Origin of the sequence: Sagittula salina (genome assembly GCF_017813235.1) — a bacterium.
Lineage (GTDB): Bacteria > Pseudomonadota > Alphaproteobacteria > Rhodobacterales > Rhodobacteraceae > Sagittula > Sagittula salina.
The window spans coordinates 1-17,495 of sequence record NZ_JAGISH010000013.1 but is presented as its reverse complement, the minus strand read 5'-3'; the positions used below and the strand labels follow the sequence as shown (position 1 = coordinate 17,495).

12 protein-coding genes and 4 pseudogenes are annotated in these 17,495 nt (G+C 64.4%); 10 read left to right on the top strand and 6 right to left on the bottom strand.

The window, feature by feature from the left end; translation table 11 throughout:
- Positions 1 to 20: 20 nt before the first annotated feature.
- Genes J5474_RS18500 through J5474_RS18475 form a run of 6 tightly spaced genes read left to right on the top strand, consistent with a single transcriptional unit; the run spans position 21 to position 6,361 of the window.
- Entirely contained in the window at positions 21 to 1,169 is a 1,149-nt protein-coding gene (locus tag J5474_RS18500) for a glycosyltransferase (protein ID WP_342454066.1), read from the top strand.
- Positions 1,170 to 1,173: 4 nt separating this feature from the next.
- Positions 1,174 to 2,094: a sulfotransferase family protein gene (locus J5474_RS18495; protein ID WP_209362864.1), complete on the top strand. Its 921-nt coding sequence runs from the start codon at positions 1,174 to 1,176 to the stop codon at positions 2,092 to 2,094.
- Complete coding sequence (locus J5474_RS18490) at positions 2,091 to 3,647, top strand: O-antigen polymerase (RefSeq protein ID WP_209362863.1); 1,557 nt, start codon at positions 2,091 to 2,093, stop codon at positions 3,645 to 3,647. The genes J5474_RS18495 and J5474_RS18490 overlap by 4 nt, the downstream gene beginning before the upstream one ends.
- Positions 3,644 to 4,312 carry a sulfotransferase family 2 domain-containing protein gene (locus tag J5474_RS18485; RefSeq protein ID WP_209362862.1) on the top strand — a complete coding sequence of 223 codons (669 nt, stop codon included), beginning with the start codon at positions 3,644 to 3,646 and terminating at the stop codon, positions 4,310 to 4,312. The genes J5474_RS18490 and J5474_RS18485 overlap by 4 nt, the downstream gene beginning before the upstream one ends.
- Complete coding sequence (locus J5474_RS18480) at positions 4,296 to 5,570, top strand: glycosyltransferase family 4 protein (protein WP_245216575.1); 1,275 nt, start codon at positions 4,296 to 4,298, stop codon at positions 5,568 to 5,570. The genes J5474_RS18485 and J5474_RS18480 overlap by 17 nt, the downstream gene beginning before the upstream one ends.
- Positions 5,567 to 6,361 (top strand): sulfotransferase family protein, encoded by a 795-nt coding sequence (locus J5474_RS18475; protein ID WP_209362859.1) that lies wholly within the window; start codon positions 5,567 to 5,569, stop codon positions 6,359 to 6,361. Before J5474_RS18480 ends, J5474_RS18475 begins: the two co-directional genes overlap by 4 nt.
- A 15-nt stretch (positions 6,362 to 6,376) precedes the next feature.
- On the opposite strand, the gene J5474_RS18470 is transcribed toward J5474_RS18475, so the two are convergent.
- Entirely contained in the window at positions 6,377 to 7,513 is a 1,137-nt protein-coding gene (locus tag J5474_RS18470; protein WP_209362857.1) for a glycosyltransferase family 4 protein, read from the bottom strand.
- A gap of 466 nt (positions 7,514 to 7,979) precedes the next feature.
- Here J5474_RS18470 and J5474_RS18465 point away from each other — a divergent pair.
- Positions 7,980 to 8,489 (top strand): annotated as a pseudogene (locus J5474_RS18465) (IS5 family transposase); the annotation flags it as partial.
- Between the two features lie 41 nt (positions 8,490 to 8,530).
- Here the strand turns inward: J5474_RS18465 and J5474_RS18460 are convergent.
- Positions 8,531 to 9,463, bottom strand: a pseudogene (locus J5474_RS18460) (IS5 family transposase).
- A 385-nt stretch (positions 9,464 to 9,848) separates the two neighbouring features.
- Between J5474_RS18460 and J5474_RS18455 the strand changes: the two are divergent.
- Positions 9,849 to 12,623: a DUF4214 domain-containing protein gene (locus tag J5474_RS18455; protein WP_209362855.1), complete on the top strand. Its 2,775-nt coding sequence runs from the start codon at positions 9,849 to 9,851 to the stop codon at positions 12,621 to 12,623.
- 40 nt (positions 12,624 to 12,663) lie between these two features.
- Here the strand turns inward: J5474_RS18455 and J5474_RS18450 are convergent.
- A pseudogene (locus tag J5474_RS18450) lies at positions 12,664 to 12,783 on the bottom strand (IS481 family transposase); the annotation flags it as partial.
- 190 nt (positions 12,784 to 12,973) lie between these two features.
- Here J5474_RS18450 and J5474_RS18445 point away from each other — a divergent pair.
- Positions 12,974 to 13,117, top strand: a pseudogene (locus J5474_RS18445) (IS5/IS1182 family transposase); the annotation flags it as partial.
- Between the two features lie 24 nt (positions 13,118 to 13,141).
- Here the strand turns inward: J5474_RS18445 and kdsA are convergent.
- From kdsA to J5474_RS18430, 3 genes are all read right to left on the bottom strand, one after another.
- Positions 13,142 to 13,972, bottom strand: a complete 831-nt coding sequence (gene kdsA / locus J5474_RS18440; RefSeq protein ID WP_209362853.1) for a 3-deoxy-8-phosphooctulonate synthase — start codon at positions 13,970 to 13,972, stop codon at positions 13,142 to 13,144.
- Positions 13,969 to 14,757: a 3-deoxy-manno-octulosonate cytidylyltransferase gene (locus J5474_RS18435; protein ID WP_209362850.1), complete on the bottom strand. Its 789-nt coding sequence runs from the start codon at positions 14,755 to 14,757 to the stop codon at positions 13,969 to 13,971. Before J5474_RS18435 ends, kdsA begins: the two co-directional genes overlap by 4 nt.
- Before the next feature lie 70 nt (positions 14,758 to 14,827).
- Entirely contained in the window at positions 14,828 to 15,793 is a 966-nt protein-coding gene (locus J5474_RS18430; RefSeq protein ID WP_209362848.1) for a KpsF/GutQ family sugar-phosphate isomerase, read from the bottom strand.
- 160 nt (positions 15,794 to 15,953) lie between these two features.
- Between J5474_RS18430 and J5474_RS18425 the strand changes: the two genes are divergently transcribed.
- Positions 15,954 to 17,330 (top strand): phosphomannomutase, encoded by a 1,377-nt coding sequence (locus J5474_RS18425; RefSeq protein ID WP_209362847.1) that lies wholly within the window; start codon positions 15,954 to 15,956, stop codon positions 17,328 to 17,330.
- The last annotated feature ends 165 nt before the right edge of the window (positions 17,331 to 17,495 follow it).

Sequence of the window (17,495 nt, the reverse complement as noted above, 5' to 3'; positions counted from 1 at the left end):
AGACTCGAAGGAGTGCCTTGGTGAGTGCCGAAAAGATGCCCGAAGTCCTCTTCTTCTTGCCCCGGCTCGGGGGGGGCGGTGCAGAGATGAATGCGGTGCGTCTCGCGCCGGGCCTGCTGGCGGCGGGCGTGCGCCCCGTCTATGCCGTGGGACGCGGCCCCGGCGGCTACGAGGAGTTCCTGCCCGAGGGGGTCGAAGTCGTGGTGTTGGACACCGGCCGGGTGAATTCCTCGCTGCTGCGGCTGCTGCGGGCGCGAGGCCCGCTGGCCCGGCTGCTCGACGCCCGCCGTCCCGACGTGCTCTGCCCGGTGATGGTGGCGCCGGCGCTGGCGGCGCTCGACGGGCTGCGCCGCGCCCGCTACAAGCCGCGGGTGGTGCTGTCGATCCAGAACTCGCTCAGCGTCTCGCACGAGCAGAGCCGCCGGCTGCGCGACCGTATCGAGCTACGGCTGCTCAAGCGCATGTTCCCACGCGCCGACGGCGTGATCGCGCTGTCGCACGGGGTGGCCGGGGAAATTGCCCGCCTGGTGCCGCAAATCGCGCCGGGCATACAGGTGATCCACAACGTCGGCTACCCGCTGCCGGCGCAGATCGCGGCGGCGCAGGCGGCGCCGCGTCCTGAGCCGGGTGGAACCGTGACCCTTCTAGCCTGCGGCCGGCTGACCCGGCAGAAGGACTACCCCACCCTCCTCGAGGCCTTCGCCCGGCTCGCCCCGGCGGAACGGGTGCGGCTGGAGATCCTCGGCGACGGCGAACTGAAGGAAACGCTGGAGGCGCAGTGCCGCCGGCTCGGTATTGCCGACCGGGTCGCCTTTCTCGGCTTCCGGCGCGACCCGATTAGCCACATGCGGCGCGCCGACGTCTTTGTACTCTCATCGCTCTGGGAGGGATTCGGTAACGTCCTAGTGGAGGCGATGTCGGTGGCCACCCCGGTGGTCTCGACCGACTGTCCCCACGGGCCCGGCGAGATCCTAACCGGCGGCGAGACCGGCCTGCTGGTGCCCCCGGACGACCCGGCGGCGCTGGCGGCGACGCTGCAGCGGCTGGTCGACGACCCGGCGCTGCGGCAGCGCATCGGCGTGGCCGGCGCGCGGCGGGCGCAGGACTTCGGCGCCGAGGCAATCGGCGCCGCCTACGCCCAAGCGTTCCGCAGCTATATAGAGGCCTGAGACCATGCTGCGGCCGAACTTTCTCCTCCTCGGCGCACCGAAATGCGGCACCAGCTCGCTGTTCAACTGGCTGGCGGCGCATCCCGGGATCGCCGGCAGCAGACGCAAGGAAACCTTCATCCTGATGGACCGGGAGAATCCGCTGCTCGGGCATCCCAACATCCACGACGACGGGCTGGCGGCCTTCGCGGCAGAATACGACGCAGTGTGCCGGGCGCCTGTGCGCATGGAAGCGACGACCCATACACTATTCCAGCGGACAGCTCTGCAGGCCGCGGTGCAATGGCCCGACCTGCGCGTGGTGGTGATCCTGCGCGAACCGGCGGCGCGGGTGCTGAGCTCGTTCTCCTACACCCAGAACAACCTCGGCCGAATTCCGGCCCGGGTCGGCTTTGCCGACTACCTCGCGGCGGTGCAGGCCGGTGCACCGCTGACCGGCATGGTGCAGCACCCAGCCAGCGCCTATGTGCTGGCCCGCGACCCCGAGTACAGCCGCTACGCCACTTGGCTGGCGCCCTGGATCGAGACCTTGGGCCGCGACCGGGTGCTGCCGCTACTGTTCGAGACCATGCGCAGCGACCCGGAAGGGACCCTGCGTGAGGTGGTGGATTGGCTCGGGCTGGAGCCGCTGGCGCTGGAACCGGGCGCGCTCTCGGCGCGCAACCGCACCGAGGCGGTGCGCTCGCCTGGCCTGCAGCGCGCCGCCCGCCGGCTGAACGCCGCGCTGCCGGTGCCGGGCGGGCTGAAGCGTGGGCTGAAGGCGGCCTACATGGCGGTGCAGGGCCGGGCGGCGCCGGCGCAGCGCGCCGCCCGCGACCGCGCCGCCTTTGAGCGGCTGCGCGAGGGCTACCGCGCGGATAACGCCCGTCTCGCCGCCCTCACCGGGCTCGATCTCGGGGCCTGGAGCGGGGAGCGGGCGGCATGAGCGAGGCCACGGCAAGCAGGACACCGCGATCCGGCCCGGTGGAGGCGCTGCGCGCGTTACGGGCGGAGAACCCCTTCATCACCATCAGCCCGGCGGCGCGGCTGGCGATCGTGATCTACTTCGTCGGCTGGCGCATCCTGCCGCTCTGCGCGCAGCTAACCGCGGAACATGACGTCGCCACCGCCCACCAGCTTCTGACCATCGCCTGTAAGATCCTGACCCAGGGCCTGCTGCTGGCGCCGATGGTTTCGACGCGGTTCTTCGGCGCCCGCATGGGCTGGCTGCACCCGCTGGTGCTGCCGGCCCTGGTCTCGGTACTGCTGACCACGCTGCAGAGCCCGGAAACCCTGCTGGCGCCGCTGTTGGGCTGGTTCGCCGGCTTCCGCGAGATCACCCACGAGCTCTATACCGGGATGCCGCAGGAGGTGCTCTACCGCGCCCAGTTCCGCGGCGCGGCGCTGACCGTTTTGTCGGTGATCTGCCTCTACGGCGGTTTCGCCGCCTCGCGGCTGCCGATCCGGCTGCGCCAGGACCGCCGGCGCGAGATCCGGCTGCACGGCGGGCTCTACGCCGCCTTCTTCGGGCTGTGCTTCGTCGTGGTGGTCTACTTCCTCGACCAGCAGGGTGGCATCCTGCGCCACATGGCCTCCTTCGCCTCCGGGCGCTTCGCCTTCCGCGAGTTCGCCGGCCCCTTCCTAGTGGTGAACGACTTCCTACCGGTGATGCTGATCCTGTGGTACCTCTACCGGCCGCAGGCGCTGCGCAACCCGGTGTTCCTCGGGGTCTTCCTCCTCTCCTGCGTCTTCCAGTTCATCGTCACCGGTAGCCGTTCGGGCATGTTCGTGCCGATCGCCACGCTGCTGGCGGCCTGGATGATGGTCACCCGCAAGGTGCCCGCTGTCCGCGCCATCCTGCTGGGCGTGACAGCGCTGCTACTGGTCGGGGTACTGGGCGAGATCCGGCGCAGTGGCAGCGATGGCCAAGTCGATTTCTCCAGCCTGGTCAACTTCGACTTGGTGGAGGCCCGGGATAAGGCGGAGGAAGAGCTCGAGGGGCGCGACCGCGACGCCTCGATGGCGGTCTTCGTTGCGGTGCCGCAGCAGGTCGGCCATCTCTGGGGCAAGACCTATGTCGCCGCGCTCGGCTTTTGGGTACCGCGCGCGATATGGAAGGACAAGCCGCGTGGCGCCGGGCCGCACACCGCCGCGTTGATCTACCGCGGACTCGACACGATGGAGGGCTATACCGGTGGCGGCATCCCGCCCGGCGGCGTGGCAGAGGCCTACTGGAACTTCAACATCATGGGAGTGATGCTGGTCTACCTGCTCTACGGCGGCTTCGTGCGCGTGCTGAGCGACTGGTACGCCGAGCGCTCGCGTCACCCGGTCCGCCAGCTGCTTCTGCTGGTGCTGATGTTCCAGTTCACCAGCCCGGCCACCTTCCAGATCGTCAACATGCTGCAGACCTCGGTGCTGATCTTCGTGCTGCTGGGGATCACCCGCCTGCGCAACCCCGTGCCCATGCCCGCCGCTCGGAGGAACCTGGCGACATGATCTACCCCGAGCTGCAATGCATCTTCGTGCATATCCCCAAGACCGGGGGGACCAGCGTGGAAAACGCGCTGGTCGAGATGGACGGCACGGTCACGGTGCATGCCCACGACCACCGTTCGCTCTGGGCGATCGACCCGCGGCGGCCGATCACCTCCTGGCTGGCGCCGCCCTCGCGGACCCTGCCCTACCTGCGCGAGGCGGCCCGCCTCACCCGCAGCGGAAAGCCCGGGCCGCGGGTCTCGCCCGAGGACTACGCGCACTTCCTCAAGGTCGCCTTCGTGCGCAATCCCTGGTCGCGCGCGGTGTCCTGGTACCGTAACGTGCTGCGCGATCCGCGGCACCGTGCCCGCCACGGGGTGACGCCGAAAACCGGGTTCTCGGAGTTCCTCGCGCAGCACGCCGGCCGCGGCATGCTGAAGCCGCAGACCTTCTGGCTGACCGACCGCAGAGGCACCCCCGGAGTCGACGTGATCGGCCGCTTCGAGTCGCTGGGCGAGGATTTCGCCGGGCTCGCCGCACGCTTCGGCCGCAGCACCGCCCTGCCGCACCTGCTGCACGGCCGGACCGAGGACTTCCGCAGGTATTACACCGACTCCGACGCGGCCTTGGTGGGGCGGGTTTACGCGGCCGAGATCAAGAGGTTCGGGTATGACTTCGATGGCTAACGAGGCCGCCTTCGCGGCTCCAATCCGGGCGGGCCGCGTGCTCTTTGCCCACGATCACCGCTTCATCCCGGCCGAGGGCGCGGTCTGGTCCGAGCAGCAGTTTGAGGCGGCGCTCTGGACGCGCTACTTGGCGCATTTCGAGGCGGTGACCGTGGTCGGCCGCCGCGGCGCCATGCCGGAGGGCCGCGGCACCGCCATGCTGGAGCGCTCCTCGGCACCCGACGTCGACTTCGCGCTGCTGCCGAACCTCTCCAGCCTGCGTGGCATGCTGCGCGCGCGCGGCCCGGCGCGGGAACGGATGCGCGCGCTGGTCGCCGACTGCGACGCGGTGATCGCCCGGCTGCCCAGCGAGATCGGCCTGCTGGCGGTGGCCGAGGCGCGCGCCGCCTGCAAGCCCTGGGCGGTGGAGGTGGTCGGCTGCCCCTACGACGGGATGAGCAACTACGGCAGCCTCGCCGGGCGGCTCTACGCGCCGCTGGCGATGCGACGGATGCAGCGCGCCGTCGCCGCCAGCGATCATGCCATCTACGTCACCCGGAACTTCCTGCAGGACCGCTACCCCAGCAGTGCGGTCAACACCACCGGGGTCTCGGACGTGATCCTCGAGAGCGTCGATGAGGAAGTGCTGGTGCGCCGGTTGATCCGCGAACAGCGCCACGCGCAGGCGGAGGAACGAGCGAGCGCGGCGCCGCTGCGGCTAGGACTGATCGGCACGCTGCGCGGCCGCTTCAAGGGTATCCAGTCGTTAATCGAGGCGCTCGCCGCTTGCGGCGACGCGCTCCCGGAATGGCAGCTGCACATCCTCGGCGGCGGCGACCCCGTCCCCTGGCAGGAGGCGGCGCGGGCCGCGGGTCTGGGCGAGCGGGTCCGCTTCGATGGCACCCTGCCCGCCGGCGAGGCGGTGTTTCGCTGGCTCGACGAGATCGACATCTACCTACAGCCCTCACTGAAGGAGGGGCTGCCGCGCGCCTTGGTAGAGGCGATGAGCCGCGGTTGCCCGGCCATCGCCTCCAGCGTGGCCGGCATCCCCGAGCTGCTGCCGCAGGAGGACCTGATGGCGCCGGGCGACGCCGCGGCGCTGGCGGAGCTGCTGCAGCGCCGACTGGACAACGCCGCTTGGCGGCGCGACCGGGCACGGCGCAACTGGGAGGTAGCCTGCTGCTTCCGCTCCGACCTGCTGGCCGAGCGCCGCGACCGCTTTTGGCGCCGTTTCGCCGCGGCCGCCCGGGCGTCCGCCCCTCGGGAGGCCGCGGAATGACTAGCGTTCCCGTCCTGCCCCGCGCCATGGTCGTCGGTCCGATGAAAGCGGGCACCTCTTGGATCCACGAGTACCTAGCCTGGCGCGGCGACGTCTGCTTGCCTGCAGGGGTCAAGGAAACCTTCTACTTCGACCGCTACCATCGTCGCGGCGATACCTGGTACGCCCGGCATTTCGCCCATTTCGATCCGGCCCGGCACGCCAGCGTACTCGAGGTTGCTCCGAGCCTGTTCCACGATCCCGGAGCGCCGGAGCGGCTGCGCGCCAGCCTCGGGCCGGTGCCGCTGGTGGTGACCCGGCGCGACCCGGTGGCGCGGGCGTGGTCGCACTACCAGCACATGCGCCGCAAGGGCTACACCACGGCGCCGCTGGCCGAGGCAATCAAGCGTTTCCCGGGCATCGTGGCAGCGAGCCGCTACGACGAGATGCTAGCGCGCTGGCGGGCGGCGCTGCCGGAGGCGCCCATCACCGTGCTCGGGCTCGAGGACTTGCGCGACGACCCGGCGGGCTACCTCGGCCGGCTCTGCGCTGCCCTTGAGTTGCCGCCGCGGCAGTCACCGCAAGACTTGGAGACCGCCAATGCTGCCGGCGTGCCGTCCTCCTTCCTGCTGGCCCGGGCCGGCTCCCTCGCCGCCAACACGCTGCGAGCCATGGGCGGTTACGAGCTGGTCAACCTCGCCAAGAAGGCGGGGCTGAAGGATGTCTTCTTCGGCAAGCCCTCCAGCGCCGGCGAGCGGCTGACGCCGAGCCCCGAGGAGCGCGCCCTCCTGGAAGCCCGGATCGGGAACTGAGCCGGCTCAGCCGGCTCAGCCGGTGCGGGCGGCCGGGGCGAAGGAGCCGACCTCGGCCAGCAGATCCCGGTAGGCGTCGATCACGATGCGCTCGTCATATTCCGCCTCAACTAGGGCGCGGCTGGCGCGGCCCATCGCTTCCCGCGCGGCGCGCGGCGCCTCGGCGAAGCGGGCCAGCGCCGCGGCCAGCCCGCGGGCGTCGCGCGGTGGCACTAGAAAGCCGTTGCGCCCCTCCCGCACCAAGTCGCGGCAGCCCGGCATGTCGGTGGTGATCAGCGGTCGGGCGGCGGCGGCGGCCTCGAGCAGAGAGCGGGGCGTGCCTTCCCGGTAGTAGGAGGGCAGCACGACGCAATGCGCCCGGCGCAGGTAGGGGCGCACGTCGTCGGTGCTGCCGAGGTAGTCGACGAGCCCCTCCGCCACCCAGGCGTCGATCTCGGTGCGCGGCACCCCGCTGCGGCTGTCGGCGTCGATCGGCCCGAGCAGCGCGAAGCGCAGCTGCGGGTGACTGTCGCGCAGCATCCGCGCCGCCTCGGCGAAGAGCGCCACCCCCTTGTCGCGCAGCATTCGCGCCACCAGCAGGCAGCGCAGCCCAGCGTCCTCCGGCGGCAGCGGCGCGGCGGGGAAGCGCTCTAGATCTACGCCGGATCCGGGCAGCAGCCGGGTGCGCGCCTCCGGCACCAGCCCGGCGGAGACGAAGAGCGCCCGATCATCACTGTTCTGGAAAAACACCCGCGGGGCCCGGGCGAAGGCCCCGCGGTAGAGCCCGCGGATCACCCGGTTCAGCATGCCCTCGTCGTTGAAGGCGGGCCCCAGCCCGGTGACGTTGGGCGCGAAGGGAATGCCGCGGCGGCGGCAGGCCAACCCGGTGTAGATGTTATTCTTGATGGTGTAGCTGAACACCGCGTCGGGCAACTCGGCCCCGAGTGCCCGGTCGACCGCCCGCAGCAGCGCCCATTCCGCCTTGGGATCGGTGCCATTGCGGTCCATCTTCAGCGGCAGGAAGCTGCAGCCCATCGCCTCGAGCGCGGGGGTATGCGCGTCGCGCGGCGCCAGCACGCTCAGCCGGTGGCCCTCCTGCTGCAGGGCGCGAATGAGCCCGGAGCGAAAATTCGCGATCTTGAAGCTGGTGTTGCCAGTGAGCAGCAGACGCATGGTGTGAAATCCGTTCCGTGACAATGTGGCGCCAACGCGGCGGCCCTCCTCCCCTTTTCCCTAGGGCAAAGTCCGCCGGGCAGCCAGACCAAGGCCGCCGTGGGATGGTATACGCTCCGCTCACCGGACGTTAACGGGGCTTTGGAATCTTCCGCAAGCTTGGGGGGGGCGGACAATCGTTCACGGGACGTGGTCGAACTCGAATACGGTAATCCCATCACACCGATAGCCGAGATTGTCCACGTGATTGAACTGTAGCGTAGCTGACTTCCCTTACAATGCGTCCACGAACCATGGAGCTATTCACTCCGCGCGGGCCGCTCGCGCCAGACGGGAAACCAGAATGCCCAAATCCAACCTACAGACACTCGTTTGAGTGAGAGACCAGCAGGGGCAGGTCAAGTCGCCTTGTCCGATCCGCGCTCGTTCCCTCTCGCGACATCATTTCGTGATGCACTGCCGGCCAGTAGATAGCACCGGCATTAAGTTCCTGAGTGATGGCAAAAGGCGACCCGCAAGCATGGGGTTCAGGGAGCACCGTCAATGGCGGAAGATCCACTTGGCCATGGACCCGGCCAAGTCCGATATCCGCGCCGTAGAGTTCACTCCCAAACGTGACGGCGGCAGCCCGGTCCTTCCGGAGCTGCTTGGCCAGATCCCCGAGGAAAAGCCGATCGGTACCGTGACCGCCGATGGTGCCCATGACACGCGGCGCTGTCATGCCGCGATCATCGAGCGCTAAGCCACGGCGAACATCCCGATCCGCAAGAACGGGCGACTCTGGAAAGAGAATGGTCCGGCAGCTGTGGCCCACAACAACATCCTCCGGGCGACGCGATACCATGGAAGAGCATTCTGGAAAAGCTGGGCTGGCTATCATCTCCGCAGCCGCGTCGAAGCAAGGAGGCGCTACCTGAAGTCTTTCGCAGAACGCATCGCGGCAAGAGACCCCGACCGCCAGACGGCTCTGTTGCACAAATTGGGTGATGGCCAAGGTTCCCCTTTCCCCGGACGGACTTATCCCACAGCTTCCGTGACGGGGATGCCGAGCGCTGTGTAGCCGTTGAGGACTGCGATGCGGACCTGAATCTCGGCAGCCTGGCGGTTGAAGTCCCGTGCCATGAGGCGCTGCCCCAGCAGCTTCACACAATGCATCTTCGTCTCGACTCGGCTCCGGCGGTGGTATCCGCTCCATCTTCGCCAAAAGGCTCGGCCGAGGTATTTCGAGGTTCGTAGGATTTCATTCCGCGCGGATGCACCGGCGGTGACGGTCTGCCACGGCCTGGCATTCTTCCGTGGCGGGATGACAGCGTGCGCGCCGCGATCCGCGATGGCATCGTGGCACTTGCGGGTATCATAGGCGCCATCTGCCGTAACGCTGGCGATCTCTTCATCTGCGGAGATCTGGCTGAGCAGATCGGACAAGACCGGTGCATCGCCGATGTGGCTCCCGGTGATCTCGACGGCGCGGACCTAAAGTGTTTCTTCGTCGATGCCGAGGTGGAGCTTGCGCCAGACACGCCGTTTCGGGCCGCCATGCTTGCGGGCGTGCCACTCGCCTTCGCCCTCGACCTTGATCCCTGCGCTATCGATCAGCAGGTGCAGTGGCCCCTTGGACCCACGATACGGAATGTTCACCGCGAGTGTCTTCTGGCGACGGGACAGCGTGCTGAAATCCGGTACTTTCCAGTCGAGCCCGACCAGCCCCAACAGGCTCTCGACGAACCCGGTCGTCTGCCGGAGAGCCATGCCGAACAGAACCTTCATCGACAGGCACGTCTGAATGGCGGCGTCGCTGTAGGTCTGTTGGCGGCCACGCCTGCCTGTCGGCGCGGACTCCCAGCTCATCTCGGGGTCGAACCAGATCGTCAGCGAGCCCCGGCGCTTGAGCGCTTCATTGTAGGTCGGCCAGTTCCTGGTCTTGTAGGTCGTGGGTATGGGTCTCCTCATGCATCCCAGCTACCATGCTGGATTCACGAGATGAATCCCTCACGGGTTTTGTGCAACAGAGCTCCGCCAGACAGCCGAAGTCCACATTCGTATCGCCCTCATGAACCGCTTCTCAGTCCTCGGCACCGCCAAGAACGTTCGCGTGGCATGACTTAGTGGGGAAAGGCGCAGTTGCGGCTCAAACCTGAGATCTGCAACAACGCCGCACTGCACGCTGCCAATCTGATCCCGCTTGAGCAACATCACTTACATCGTCCGGCTCATTCGGAAAAAATAATGAAAATATATTCTCAAACTCCAAAATCAGAACAAGTTATAGACCCCGCCTTGTCGACATTTAAAAATATAATACGGCGGAAAATATAATATCCTTGGAGTAACGGGCTTGCCGAAGTTATACATACCAACATGCGAGGTTGCCAGCGACAAGACGCCCCTGGAAACTTACAACGATTTGATGAATTTCCGAGGAGCCGTGGATCAGATAGGGGAGCGAAACGAAACTGGAGATATCGTAATAAGAACCACAAAGGACGGTAACTCATATAAGGTCGTGGACCCTGATTCATCCGACTACGACTCAATAACCTCATCGGGAATAAAGATTCAAATTCTTCCGAATGATAATCGAGAATATAGCCTTACCGCCTTGGGAATTGATTTAACGGGGAGCACAAACGAATCCAACAAGGTTCAAACCTTGATTGACAGGGCGGATGCAAACGGGGGGGGGGTAATTGTTCACCCCGGAGGGGTTGTTCAAGTCGCAGGAATTGAAGGAAGGGCTTCTGTCAGTCTTATTGGCGTTGGGGAGGATGCGACATACCAACGAGGAAATGATGCTGGCTTGGCGAACTCGGGAGAATCCGGATCTGCATCATTACGTCATATGTTCAGCTGGACGAAAGGAGAGGCGAGCGATATAAGGGTCGAAGGCCTCAAGTTTGACATCAACACAGTATCCATCCATAAGGATGGATCCCCTTTATCTGAAGGAGACCGCCTTCAGGGCGGTCTTGGAGACTACGCAGTAGCCTTGAATTTCCTAGATACTACTAATGGCAAAACCAAAAGTTTTCAAGAGGCGAGCGGGCTCTCACACAACATTCTAGTGCAAAATAATAATTTTTATGATAGTAATTTCGAAACCGCAGGTGATTGGACAATAAGCTCAATTGCCGCGAGGGGAATAAACGACTTAATATACACATCGAATACGCACTTCAACTGCCAAGCAAAACTTGCTGGAGCATCACTGTCTTCATTTCGTATCACGGCGACGGAAAATGAGTTTTACGATACAAGGGCCTATGCAATATCATGTGTCGTTAAGTCTCCAGATAACGCAACGGATGAGGAGCAATTATACATATCTGACATCAAAGTTTCCGACAACTATGCGTATAGTAGCAACTTTAGATCGCCTGCCCTTTATCTTGGGGACGACAACCCCAAAGGATCTGGCATTGTGATTATGTCCAATGTTAATGTCAGCAATAACTCCATATCATTTGATGCCGACGTTGGGCAAGGTAATTTCGCATTCGCGAAACTCAGGGGAATTGCTGACGGCGTTATTTTTGAGGGTAACGACCTGAAAACTATTGGGGCAACATCAGTTTCAGACGCAATCGGCATTGATGCGTCTATTGTGGAGCTCGAGGGTGGGGAAGGGTTTTCTATAAGGGGGAATAGGATAAATGCTGACTTAAAAAACTATGCCATACGGCTAATTGGTGACGGGGAGATTTCAGGAAACTATATCGATGGGGCCAATAGGGGAATAGAAACAAGCGGCGAAGACGTTCGCATCCTTGGTAATACAATTGATTCTATTGAATCCGTCTACGCCGACTTTGGTGAAGGCCAGGGTCGAATTAAAGCAACCGTTAGAGAGGCAGGTGAATTACTGGTTGAGGGGAACGTTGTGACAGGAAATGAAGGAAGAGGCACTGCAAGCAGTTACGTTTTTTTATTTGATGGAATAAAAGATCACGACTTATTGGAAAAGATTTCCGACCTCAATTACAAAGGCGAAAGCCTTATTTCCGCGTCTGGCGGAATTTTCTCAAAAGAAATCAACAAATCGGGTGAATCCAAAAGCTCTCCTAGCGTGACCGACTCTCCCATTGAAAATGAAATTTCCTCGCAGGAGAGTCTCGATGGATCCGATAAAAGTGGAGTATTGAAAATTTTTGAGTCAATGCTGAATCGCACTATATCGGATAAGTTCGAGAATCTTAGCGATAGTGAGGTGGCAAAGGTATTCACTGAAAGTCAGGAATTTCAGAATTCTTATGCTGATCTATCGAACGAGGACTTTATCACTCATCTATTCCGTAATATATTTTCTCGGGATCCAGCCCCATCTGGGCTGTCGGCCTGGACCGCCCAGTTAACTCACGGTGTATCTCGAGCCGAGGTGATAGTCTCCATCTCAGAGACGTCTGAGTATATATTCCAAGAAGGTATGTCTCGAGAGGAATTTTCCCTGAATTCAAATTCAGCCGATTGGAGCGGCGAGATCTATCGAATTTTTGGCGCCGTACTGGGACGAGAACCAAGTGTTGATGCACTTGAACGCTTGTCTGCAACTCTCGCTGAGGGACACTCATTGTCGGAAGTGATCGCGCAGGTAATCGCTTCTCCCGAGTTTTCTGACATCTATGGTGATAGTACGAATCCAGATTTCATAACCCTTATTTTTGAGAATGCCCTTGGCAGGCCCCCTTTGCAGTCTGGTCTAGATGCATGGACCGCCCGACTTACAGCAGGAGAAAGTCGTAGTGGTTTGGTGGAAGGCTTCATATACACGCCGGAATATGTACTTGGCTCCATCGACGACTTGGTAGCGTATTTGAATGCTCGGGATAAGGGTCACTCCCTCATATCTCAATCTGGTGACAGAACGTTGTCAGCTGGTTATGTGGAGGATGAATTTGTCTTCGTCGCGGGACAGGAAGGTGTGTACGAAACTAACGGCTTGGATCCTTGGGACAAACTAACATTGGAAGGCTTCGATTATACCAGCAATGCAGACGCCCTAGAACATTTCACGCAATATGGCAGCAATGTAGTTTTTTCCGATCAGGGGGTGACCATCGTTCTGAATAACTGGCACCTGGATGATGTGAATGTAGACATGTTTGACTTTTACTAGGTGTTCAGTACCGGCATCTGGTAGATTGGGTCGAGGATGAATCCGGCTCTGAAGTCCAGACTTTGCAGATGTATTCGTAGGGCGTGAGCCCGCTGAGGGTCTTGAGCCTTCGGGCGAAGTTGTAAGCAGCCATGAAGTCCGCGAGATGTGTTCGGAGCTTGGCCTGCCCCCCGCTGGTCCCTCGCTTATGACGAGAGTCTGCGGGTTTGATTGTGGTGCCCTGCTCCCCAACGTTGGACCGCCGGCCGCTGGATTTTCCCGGCTCTTTTCACGATGACGGGCTGGTGACGCCATTGGGATAATGCATGGCAATCGGGACGTTGTATCCGATCGCGCTGTGGGGTCGGTCTTCGTTGTATTCCTTGCGGAACTTAGTCGAGCGGTGCTTCAACAAGCTGAAGAACGTTCGCCGCGTCGCAACCCGCTACGACAAAACCGCCGAGAGCTTCCTCGGCTTCCTAGACATTACGTCCGTCCGCCTTTTGTCAACATGACCTTGCAATCACGGGGGGCGTCTCTCAGTGCTTTGTCAGCGCGTCGATCGCCTTCAGGCCCTTCAGGATGCAGCCGAGGTCCGCGACCGGCACCATGTTCGGGCCGTCGGAGGGCGCGCGGTCGGGGTCTTCGTGGGTTTCCATGAAGACCGCCGCAGCCCCTACAGCGAGCGCGGCGCGGGCCAGCGGTTCGACGTATTCGCGCTTGCCGCCCGAGGATTTTCCCATGCCCCCCGGCATCTGCACCGAATGGGTGGCGTCCATCACCACCGGGTAGCCGGTCTCGGCCATGATCGGCAGGGCGCGGAAGTCGCTGACCAGCATGTTGTAGCCAAACGACGTGCCGCGCTCGCAGAGCATGATGCGGGTGTTGCCGGTGGAGGCGATCTTGTCCGCGACATTGCCCATGTCGTGCGGCGCGAGGAACTGGCCCTTCTTGACGTTGATCGCGGCCCCGGTTTCGCCCGCCGCCAGCAAGAGGTCGGTCTGGCGGCAGAGGAAGGCGGGGATCTGCAGCACGTCGACCACCTCGGCCACGGGGGCGCATTGTGCTTCGGAATGCACATCGGTCAGAACGGGCACGCCGAATTCCTCGCGGATGGCGCGCAGGATCTTCAGCCCCTCGTCCATGCCAAGCCCGCGCTTGCCCTCGAGCGACGAGCGGTTGGCCTTGTCGTAGCTCGCCTTGAAGATCCAGGGCACGCCCGCGCCTTCGGCGGCTTCGGCGATCCGCTCGGCCAGCATGCGGGCATGGTCGAGGCTTTCCAGCTGGCAGGGGCCCGCGATCAGCGCGAAGGGGCGGTCGTTGCCGATGAGGACATCGCCCTTCGGGGCGGGAATGGTGACGGTCTTCATGCGATGCCTTCCTTCTTCAGCACGCTTTCGATGCGGGCGACGTCGACGGGGTTGTTGAGCTCCCAGAAGACGCGGCCCTGCGCCTCGACCGGCACGCAGGTCACCGGCGCGCCGTTTTCAAGGAAGCGCAGCTGTTCGAGCCCCTCGGCGCGTTCGGCGGGACCCTCGTCCCAGCCCATGTAGGCCTGCAGCGCGGCGGGGCGATAGGCGTAGACGCCGACGTGGTGCCAGACCTCCGGCGGGGTTTCGAGGTTGCCGACATAGGGCAGCACCTCCTTGGAGAAGTAGATCGCCGTTTTGTCGCGGCGCATGACGGCGGTGGTGCCGCCGACACGGCCCGCGTGGCGGTCCGAGACGAAGTTCGACAGGGTCTCGTGGTCGCATTTCAGCACCGGCGTGGCCATCTGGACCTCCGGGTTGTTCATGGCGGCGATCAGCGCCTCCACGAACCATGGCGGGGTCAGCGGCGCATCGCCTTGCAGGTTCACCACCACCTCCGGCGCCTCGGGCAGTTGCGCCACGCCTTCGGCGCAGCGTTCCGTGCCGTTGCGCGCCCTGTCGGAGGTCATCAGGACCTGCGCACCAAACCCTTCGGCGGCCTCGCGGATGCGATCGTCGTCGGTCAGGACAAAGACCGCGTCGGCGCCCTTCACCTGTTTCGCCGCCTCCCAGCTGCGCTGGATCAGGCTCTTTTCCGCGCCGGTGGCGCCCTTGAGCGGGACGAGCGGCTTGCCCGGGTAGCGGCTGGAGGCATAGCGAGCCGGGATCAGGATGACGGTCTTCATTACGGGTGCCCTACCTCTTGGATACATGAAGGCATGAGTGCTGCTCTGGCGTCAGGGTGAACCCGCCGCATTACGCAACGCCTGCGCGCAGCGCGTCGTGGATGTGGATGAGGCCGGTCAGCCGATCGCCTTCGGTGACCAGCAGGACGGTGCGGTTGTGCGCGTTCATCTGCCCCAGCGCCTCGAGCAGCAGCGTGTCGGGCGTGGTGGTCATCGGATTGCGCGTGGCGACCTCACCGGCGGTGTGGTCCATCAGCCCCGCCATGTTGCGCCGCAGGTCACCGTCGGTGATGATCCCCGCGAGGCGATCGCCCTCGACCAGCGCGGCCACGCCGAACCCCTTCTGCGACATGGTCAGCAGCACCTCGGACATCGGCGTATCGGCAGAGACCACGGGCAGCTCGCCGCCCTTGTGCATCACGGCCGCCACGCGCAACAGCTGCGCGCCCAGCGTGCCGCCGGGGTGGAAGGCCGCGAAATGCGACCGGTCGAAGCCACGGTGCCGCATCATCGCCACCGCCAGCGCGTCGCCAAGCGCCATGGTCATGGTGGTCGATGTGGTGGGCGCCATGCCGATGGCGCAGGCCTCCGGCGCGTCGGGCATCAGCAGCACATGGTCGGCCGCCTGGGCCAGGGTGCTGTCCGCCCGCCGGGTCATCGCCACCAGCGGCACGGAGAAACGCGCACAATGGGCGATCATGTCGGCCAGTTCCCGCGTCTCGCCCGAGTTGGAGATCAGGATCACCGCGTCCTGCGGCGTGATCATGCCGAGGTCGCCGTGGCTCGCCTCGCCGGGGTGGACGCATTGCGCCGGTGATCCGGTGGAGGCAAAGGTCGCCGCCATTTTCGCCGCCACATGGCCGGACTTGCCCATGCCCGAGACAATGATCCGTCCCGGCACCGACAGCAGCATGGCAACGACTGGCTCGAAACTTGCGGGCAGTTCCTCGGCCAGCCGGGTGAGCGCCGCAGCCTCGGTGGCCAGCACCTCGCGGGCAATCCGCGCGGCAGGGAGTTCGGGAGAGGGTCGGGACATGAAACGCCTGGGGCTATGCAATGGTCGCCCGTGAATAGCGGGCGGGCGGGAGCTTGTCCAACGCTGCGCAGGGGCAGGGGTTACCCTTCCTTCACTTGTCCCCGCGTAGAACATGGTTAACACCTCGCCATGACGCGGGCACGGATCGAAGGAGAGACCGATGGCACCGAAATTCGGCACGAGCGGCCTGCGCGGCCTGGTGGTGGAGCTGACCGAGGATCTCGTGCGCGATTACACCGCCGCCTTCCTCGTGGCCTGCCCGCATGGCGGGGCGGTGCATGTCGGGCGCGACCTGAGGCCCTCCTCGCCACAGATCGCGGGCTGGGTGCTGGATGCAGTGCAGGACGCAGGGATGCGGGCGGTCGATTGCGGCGCGCTGCCAACGCCCGCGCTGGCGCTGTCCTCGCTGCAGGCGGGTTGCGCGGCGATCATGGTAACCGGGAGCCACATCCCCGCCGACCGCAACGGGCTGAAGTTCTACGTGCCCACGGGCGAGATCACCAAGGATGACGAGGCGCGCATAAACGCGGCCCTCGGTCAGCGCGTGCAGGGCAGCCGGGGCGCGGCAGAGACGAAACAGGCGCTCGACGACTACGTCGCGCGCTATGCCTCCGCCTATGGCCGCGCGCTCGACGGTCTTACCGTCGGCGTCTACCAGCATAGCTCTGTCGCGCGGGACGTGATGGTCACGGTCTTCGAGGGCCTCGGCGCCCGCACCGTGCCGATCGCGCGCTCCGAGGTTTTCATCCCCGTCGATACCGAAGCGCTGGACCCCGACACGCAGGCGCTGTTCGCCGGCTGGTTCGCGGAGCACGGGCTGGGTGTGCTGGTCTCCACCGACGGCGATGCCGACCGGCCTATGGTGGTCGATGACGCGGGCCGGGTTGTGCCCGGCGACGTGCTTGGCGCCCTGACGGCGCGGGCGCTTGGCGCGCGGGAGGTCTGCACGCCGGTGTCCTCGAATACCATGGTTTCAGAGATGGGTTTTGACCGGGTGGCGCTTACGCGGATCGGCTCTCCCTTCGTGATCGCCGCGATGGAGGACGCGCTTGCACAGGACCCGGAGGTAAAGGTCGTTGGCTACGAGGCGAACGGCGGCTTCCTGCTGGGCTTTGCCGCGCAGGGTCCGAATGGCCCGCTGGCGCCGCTGATGACGCGCGACTGCCTGCTGCCGATGATCGCGCCGCTGGCAGAGGCACGGGCAAAGGGCCTGACGCTCGCGGGTCTGGTCGATGCGCTGCCGCAACGCTTCACCGCGGCTGATCGCCTGCAGGGGATCGCAACGGAAAAATCGCGCGCCCTCCTCGCGGAACTGTCGGCCTCAGCCAAGGCGCGGCAGGCGTTTTTCGGCGAAACAGAGACGCATCTGAATGAGACCGACGGTCTGCGCCTGACCTTCGCGGAGGGCCATGTGATCCACCTGCGCCCCTCCGGCAACGCGCCGGAATTCCGCTGCTACGCCGAGGCCCGCAGCCGCGAGGCCGCCACGGCCCTGATGCGGCAAACGCTGGAAACGGTGGCGCAAAGACTGGGGTGAAACACCCCCCGGCCGTGGCGGAAGACGACGGGAGCGCAGCGAGGGGTCTCCCCTCGCGCTCCCCGCGGTATTTGCGAACCAAAGAAACGGGCGTGCGCGTCCCATCTTCTTTGGTTTCCAAATACCGCGGGGGTCCGGGGGCGGAGCCCCCGGCGGGGGGGGGGG

Excerpts from the sequence above, each read along its gene's own strand:
- J5474_RS18475 (WP_209362859.1), top strand. The coding sequence starts at position 5,567 with ATGACTAGCGTTCCCGTCCTGCCCCGCGCCATGGTCGTCGGTCCGATG.
- J5474_RS18430 (WP_209362848.1), bottom strand. The coding sequence starts at position 15,793 with ATGTCCCGACCCTCTCCCGAACTCCCTGCCGCGCGGATTGCCCGCGAG.
- J5474_RS18485 (WP_209362862.1), top strand. The coding sequence starts at position 3,644 with ATGATCTACCCCGAGCTGCAATGCATCTTCGTGCATATCCCCAAGACC.
- J5474_RS18480 (WP_245216575.1), top strand. The coding sequence starts at position 4,296 with ATGACTTCGATGGCTAACGAGGCCGCCTTCGCGGCTCCAATCCGGGCG.
- J5474_RS18490 (WP_209362863.1), top strand. The coding sequence starts at position 2,091 with ATGAGCGAGGCCACGGCAAGCAGGACACCGCGATCCGGCCCGGTGGAG.
- J5474_RS18425 (WP_209362847.1), top strand. The coding sequence starts at position 15,954 with ATGGCACCGAAATTCGGCACGAGCGGCCTGCGCGGCCTGGTGGTGGAG.
- J5474_RS18495 (WP_209362864.1), top strand. The coding sequence starts at position 1,174 with ATGCTGCGGCCGAACTTTCTCCTCCTCGGCGCACCGAAATGCGGCACC.
- kdsA (WP_209362853.1), bottom strand. The coding sequence starts at position 13,972 with ATGAAGACCGTCACCATTCCCGCCCCGAAGGGCGATGTCCTCATCGGC.
- J5474_RS18470 (WP_209362857.1), bottom strand. The coding sequence starts at position 7,513 with ATGCGTCTGCTGCTCACTGGCAACACCAGCTTCAAGATCGCGAATTTT.
- J5474_RS18435 (WP_209362850.1), bottom strand. The coding sequence starts at position 14,757 with ATGAAGACCGTCATCCTGATCCCGGCTCGCTATGCCTCCAGCCGCTAC.